1 protein-coding gene is annotated in these 6,464 nt (G+C 69.3%); it reads right to left on the reverse strand.

What is annotated here, in order from left to right:
• Positions 1-6,464 (reverse strand): non-ribosomal peptide synthetase (locus tag D7W79_RS36995; protein ID WP_147442242.1); only part of this gene is annotated, 6,464 nt, incomplete at both ends.

Here is a 6,464-nt window from a genome sequence, read left to right on the forward strand (position 1 = left end):
CCAGCCGCGGTGACGCGGGAGGGTGGCGGGGGCTTCGCCAGCGCTCAGGAGCAGGGCGGTGCCGTCGTACGGCCGGGGCACGTACTTCTCCTGGGCGAAGAGGTTGGCGCGGAAGACCTGGAAGAGGGCACGCAGCTGCGTGGGGCCGGAGTGCGCGTCGAGGATGCGAGCCCGGAGTCCTTCCTGGAGCAGGTGGTCCAGCATGGCTTCGTCAGTGCCCTGGGCCAGGACGTCATCGGAGAGGGAGAGCTCCTGGCCGAAGGCGGTGGCCGTGGCATGGGCGAAGGCGAGCCTGGCGCGGGTTTCTGCGTCGAGGTGCGTGGTGTCCTGCGAGGGCTTCGTCAGGCCGGGGACGTGGGTGTCGATGAGTGCGAGCAGGTCCACGGCTTCGCCGGCTTCGCGCAGCCGCTGGGCCATCTCGTAGGCGACGAGTCCGCCCAGGGACCAGCCTCCCAGTTGGTAGGGGCCGTGAGGCTGCACCGTGCGGAGGGCTTCGATGTAGAGGCCGGCCATCTCCTCGATGGATTCCGCGACGGGACGTCCGTCGAGGCCGCGCGACTGGAGGCCGTAGACGGGCAGTGAGGGGCCCAGCCGCCGCGCCAGCTCCGAGTAGGCCAGGACGTTGCCGCCGCCCGGGTGGACGAGGAAGAAGGGGCGGTGGCCCGGCTCTCCGCGCTCCAGCGGGACGAGGGGCGTCCACGCCTGCGAGTCCTCGCGGAGCACCTGGGCGAGCTGCTCGACGGTGGGCTGCTGGAAGAGGACGGAGAGGGGAATCGACTGGCCCAGGCGCTCTCGCACGGCGGCGACCATGCGCACGGCGAGCAGCGAGTGGCCGCCGAGCTCGAAGAAGCTGGAGCGGACGCCGACGGAGCGGACGCCGAGGATGTCCTCCCAGATGCGGGCGAGCTGCATCTCCAGCGCGTCACGAGGGGCGACGAAGTCCCGGGCCTCGCTGGCGTGAGTGTCGGGCTCCGGCAGGGCCTTGCGGTCCACCTTGCCGTTGGCGTTGAGGGGGAGGGACTCCAGGACGAGGAGCGCGGAAGGCACCATGTACTCGGGCAGCCGCTGCTTGAGGCTTGCCTTGAGGGCTTCGGAGTCCAGCACCTGGCCTTCGCGCGCGGTGACGTAGCCGATGAGGCGCTTGTCCGAGTCCGTGCCCCGGGCCACGACGACGGCCTCGTTGACGCCAGTGGATGCACGCAGCGCGGCTTCGATTTCACCGAGTTCGATACGGAAGCCACGCACCTTCACCTGGAAGTCGACGCGGCCCAGGAAGTCGAGCGTGCCGTCTTCCCGCCAGCGGGCCTTGTCACCGGTGCGGTAGAGGCGCTCGCCCGGGATGGAGGTGAAGGGATGGGGAACGAACCGCTCCGCGGTCAGGTCCGGGCGGTGGAGGTAGCCCCAGGCGAGGCCCTGGCCACCGACGTACACCTCTCCGGCGACACCCACGGGCACCGGACGCAGGTGCGCGTCGAGCACGTAGGCCGTGGAGTTGGAGAGGGGACGGCCGATGGGCACCGCACCGTCCACCACGGAGTCGCGGTGCATGGCAAAGGTGGCGGAGAAGGTGGTGTTCTCCGTGGGGCCGTAGCCATTGAGGAAGGTGGTGCCTTCGGGGATGCGGGAGAGGTGCTCACGCACTCGGGTGGCGGGCAGCACGTCGCCACCGGCGAGGACCTGACGCACACCCGCGAGGGCTTCGCCCTGGTGCAGGGCCATCTGCTCGAAGAGGGCCGCGGTGAGCCAGAGCGACGTCACGCGGTGGTGGCGTAGCTGTGCGGCCAGTTCCTCCAGGGAGAGGGAGTGAGGCGGAGCGAGGACGAGCTTCGCGCCGTGCAGCAGCGCACCCCAGATTTCGAGCGTGGAGGCGTCGAAGGCAACCGGAGCGAACTGCAGCCAGACCTCGTCAGGCCCAAAGCGCATGAAGGAGTTGCCGAGCACCAGCCGGGTGATGCCCCGGTGGGGCACGCAGACGCCCTTGGGACGGCCCGTGGAGCCCGAGGTGAACATGACGTAGGCCAGGGCCTCGCCGTCTACGCGGACGTTGGGGGCGTGGGTGGGACCCTTGGCGATGTCATGGGCCTGTGCGTCCAGCCAGACACGTTCGCCGGAAGCGGGCAGCAACGACGCGAAAGGTTGATGCGTGAGCGTCACGCTGACGTCGGCGTCCTCCAGCAGTGAGGCGATGCGCTCCACGGGAGCGTTGCGATCCACGGGAACGAAGGCGGCGCCCACCTTGAGGATGGCGAGCAGTGCCGTCACCATTTCGAAGGAGCGCTCAACGGCCAGGCCGACGCGTGCACCCGGGATGATGCCAAGGGCGCGCAGGTGATGGGCCAGCTGGTTCGAACGGGCTTCAAGCTGTGCATACGTCAGCGAGTCATCCCCCAGCACGAGGGCGACGGCGTGAGGCGTACGCTGCGCCTGCTGCGCGAAGTGCACGTGGACGGGGATGTCCGTGGGGCTGATGGCCGCAGTGTCATTCCACTCCACGAGGATGCGCTGACGCTCGTCGCTTGAGAGGAGGGACAGTTCCGCCACGGACTGTTCGGGCTTCGCGGCCACGGCCTCCAGCAGCGTGCGCAGGTGGCCTGCCATCCGCTCGATGGTGCTCTGCTTGAAGAGGGCGGTGCTGTACTCCAGCGTGCCGCGCAGGCCTTCGCTCCCTTCGGTGAAGAAGACACTCACGTCGAACTTCGACGTCGAGTGAGTGGCCTCCAGGCCTCGCAGCCGGAGGTCCGGCAGCCGCACGTCCTCGGTGGGCACGTTCTGGAGCGCGAGCAGCGTCTGGAAGAGAGGCGTGTGGCTGAGGCTGCGCGTGGGTTGCAGGGCCTCCACCAGCTTCTCGAAGGGCACCTCCTGGTGCTCGTAGGCCTCCAGCACCGTGGCACGCACCTGTTGCAGCAGTGCCCGGAAGGACTGCTCCTCGTCCACCTTGGCGCGAAGGACGAGCGTGTTGACGAAGAAGCCGATGAGGCCCTCCGTCTCCTCGCGGGTGCGGCCAGCGATGGGCGAGCCCACGTTGAGGTCCTGCTGCCCCGTGTAGCGCGCAAGCAGCCCCTGCCAGGCGGCCAGCAGCACCATGAAGAGTGAACCGCCTTCCCGGTGGGCGAGGCCGCGCAAGGCTTCCGTCAATTCACGCGACAGAGAGAAGCTGAGGGTTGCGCCCGCGGTGCTCCGGGCGGCAGGACGGGGGAAGTCGGTGGGCAACTCCAGCACGGCCGGAGCACCGGAGAGCTTCGCCTCCCAGTAAGCCATCTCCTGCTGCAGCGTCTCACCTGAAAGCGTGCGGCGCTGCCAGTCGGCGTAGTCCGCGTACTGCACCGCCAATTCAGGCAGGGGAGACGATTGCCCGGCGGAGAAGGCCGCGTAGAGGGTGGTGACTTCCCGCACCAGCACGCCCAGCGACCAGCCGTCGGAGACGATGTGGTGCATCGTGACGACGAGCACATGCTCGCGCTCGGAAAGCTTGAAGAGGAGCGTGCGGAGGAGTGGGCCCGTGTGCAGATTGAAGGGCCGGCGCATCTCCGTCTCCACGCGGGCCCGCGCTTCGGACTCACGCTGCGTTTCGGGCACATCCGAGAGGTCCACGAGGCTCAGCGGCAGGCGGCTGTCGGGATGGATGACCTGGACAGGCGTCCCCTCCACCTGAGTGAAGGTGGTGCGCAGAGCGTCGTGGCGGCGCACGACTTCCTGCAGGGCGCGCTCCAGCACATCGGCGCGCAGGTGGCCCTCCAGCTGGACGGCGACGGGCACGTTGTAGAGGGCGCTGCCCGGCTCCAGTTGGTCGATGAGCCAGAGCCGCTGCTGGGCGAAGGACAGCGGCAACGGGCCGTCATGCGAGACGCGGGTGAGGTGCGAGGCGCTGGTGCGGGTGAGGCCCGCGATGCGCGTGGCAAGGGCCTCCACCGTGGGGGACTCGAAGAGGGCGCGCAGGGGCAGTTCCACGCTGAACTCGGCGCGCACGCGCGACACCACCTGCGTGGCCAGCAATGAGTGGCCACCCAGTTCGAAGAAGGAGTCCTTCACGCCCACCTGGGGCAGACGGAGGATCTCCGCCCAGATGGAGGCGAGCTTCGCCTCGACTTGCGTGCGAGGTGCCTCGTAGGAGCTGCCCGACTGCGGCGCCTCCGGCTCGGGCAGGGCCTTGCGGTCCACCTTGCCGTTGGAGTTGAGCGGCAGGGCCTCCAGGACGAGGAGCGCGGAAGGCACCATGTACTCGGGCAGCTGCTGCCGGAGGTGGGCCTTGAGGGACTCGGAGTCCAGCGCGTGGCCGTCGCGCGCGGTGACGTAGGCGACCAGCCGCTTGTCGGCGGCTTCGCCCTTCGCGACGACGACGGCGTCCTTGAGGCCAGGAGCGCGGCGAAGCGCCGCTTCGATTTCACCCAGCTCGATGCGGAAGCCGCGCACCTTCACCTGGAAGTCGATGCGGCCGAGGTATTCCAGGCGCCCGTCGACGCGGTAACGGACGCGGTCCCCCGTGCGGTACATGCGGCCGCCCGGAGGGCCGTACGGCTCCGGCACGAAACGCTCCGCGGTGAGCTCCGGGCGCAGCAGGTAACCACGCGCCTGGCCTTCGCCCGCGAGGTACAGCTCTCCGGCCACACCCACGGGCACCGGCTGCAACGAAGCGTCCAACACGTAGGCGCGCGTCGCGGGCAGGGGACGACCGATGAGGGGCACCTCGTCACGGCCGACGAGGGAGGCCGTGGAGTAGGTGGTGTCTTCGGAAGGCCCGTAGAGGTTGAAGAGCTTCTGCACCGTGGGGACGGCGTAGACCTGCCTGGCCAACGTCTCGGGCAGCGCTTCGCCCGCGAGGTTGACGACGCGCACGGTAGGCGGCACCGCATTCAGGCGCAGCAGTTGCGCCATGGCGGAGGGCACCGTGTTGACGATGGTGACGTGCGAGGCCGTAGGCAGCTCCGCCAGGTGCAGGGCGTTGCGTGCCACCACCACCGCGCCGCCGCTTGAGAGAGGCGCGAAGAGTTCGAAGACGGAGAGGTCGAAGTTGAGGCTCGTCGCGGCGAGGGTGCCCTTCAGCTCCTCCGGGGTGAACGTCGCGAGCGCCCAGTGCAGGAAGGAGACAGCGTTGCCGTGGGAGATGGCGACGCCCTTGGGACGGCCGGTGCTGCCGGAGGTGTAGATGAGGTAGGCGAGGTGCCCGGCGTGGATGCCCACCTCGGGTGCCGTAGTGGGCTGCTTCGCCAATTCCGTGTCCGAGTCGAGGCACACGGGCGTCGCAGCAGTTTCGGGCAGCGCAGCGAGCAGATGCGAGTGGGCCACGAGAGCAGGGCCCTGGGCGTCCTCAAGCAACCAGCCCAAGCGCTCACGCGGGTAGCTGGGGTCCAGCGGCACGTAGGCGCCACCGGCCTTGAGAATGCCAAGGGCACCGATGACGAGGTCCTCGGTGCGTTCGACGCACAGGCCGACGCGGACTTCGGGGCCGACGCCCAGACCGCGCAGGCGATGGGCGAGCTGGTTCGCCTTCGCGTCCATCTCCCGGTACGTCAGCTGACGCTCCGGCGTGATGATGGCCAGGGCATCCGGCGTGCGACGCACCTGGGCTTCCACCATCGCGGGGATGCTGGGCTCCTGCGGCATCTGTGAGGCGGGAGGATTCCACTCGACAAGCAACTGCTGACGCTCAGGGTCGGTGAGCAGGGGCAGGTCACCCAGCCTCGTGTCCGGCTTCGTGGCGATGGCCTCCAGCAGCACGCCGAAGTGGCCCGCCATGCGCTGGATGGTCGCCGCGTCGAACAGGTCCGTCGCGTACTCCAGTGTGCCGACGAACCCGTCCCGCCCCTCGCGCAGCCCCAGCGAGAGATCGAACTTGGCGAAGTGGGCTTCCAGCGGCAGCGCCTGGAACGACAGGCCGGGCAGACGCAGCACCTCGGTGGGCGTGTTCTGCAGGACGAACATGGCCTGGAAGAGAGGACTGCGGCTCAGGTCGCGCGCGGGCTGCACGGCTTCGACGAGCTTCTCGAAGGGCAGGTGCTGGTGGTCGTACGCCGCGAGCGTCGTGCCGCGCACCTGGGCCAGCAGCTCACGGAACGTCGCGCGCGGGTTCAGGTGCGCGCGCAGGACCAGGGTGTTGATGAAGAAGCCGATGAGGCCTTCAGTCTCCGCCTGGGTGCGGCCCGCGATGGGGGAACCCACGCTGACGTCGTCCTGCGCGGAGTAGCGCGACAGCAGCACCTGGAAGGCCGCCAGCAGCGTCATGAAGGGCGTGGCGCCTTCACGCTGGGCCAGGGCCTTGAGTGCATCAGAGATCTGCGCGGGGATGCGCACCTCCACCATGGCGCCCCGGCGGGACTGCACGGGCGGACGCGGGTGGTCCGTGGGCAGCTCCAACGCCGCGGGCGCACCGGCCAGCTGCTGCTTCCAGTAGTCAATCTCCGCGTCCAGGACCTCACCCTGGAGCCAGTTGCGCTGCCACGCCGCGAAGTCCGCGTACTGCACGGGTA

It is taken from the genome of Corallococcus exercitus (genome assembly GCF_003611585.1).
GTDB lineage: Bacteria > Myxococcota > Myxococcia > Myxococcales > Myxococcaceae > Corallococcus > Corallococcus exercitus.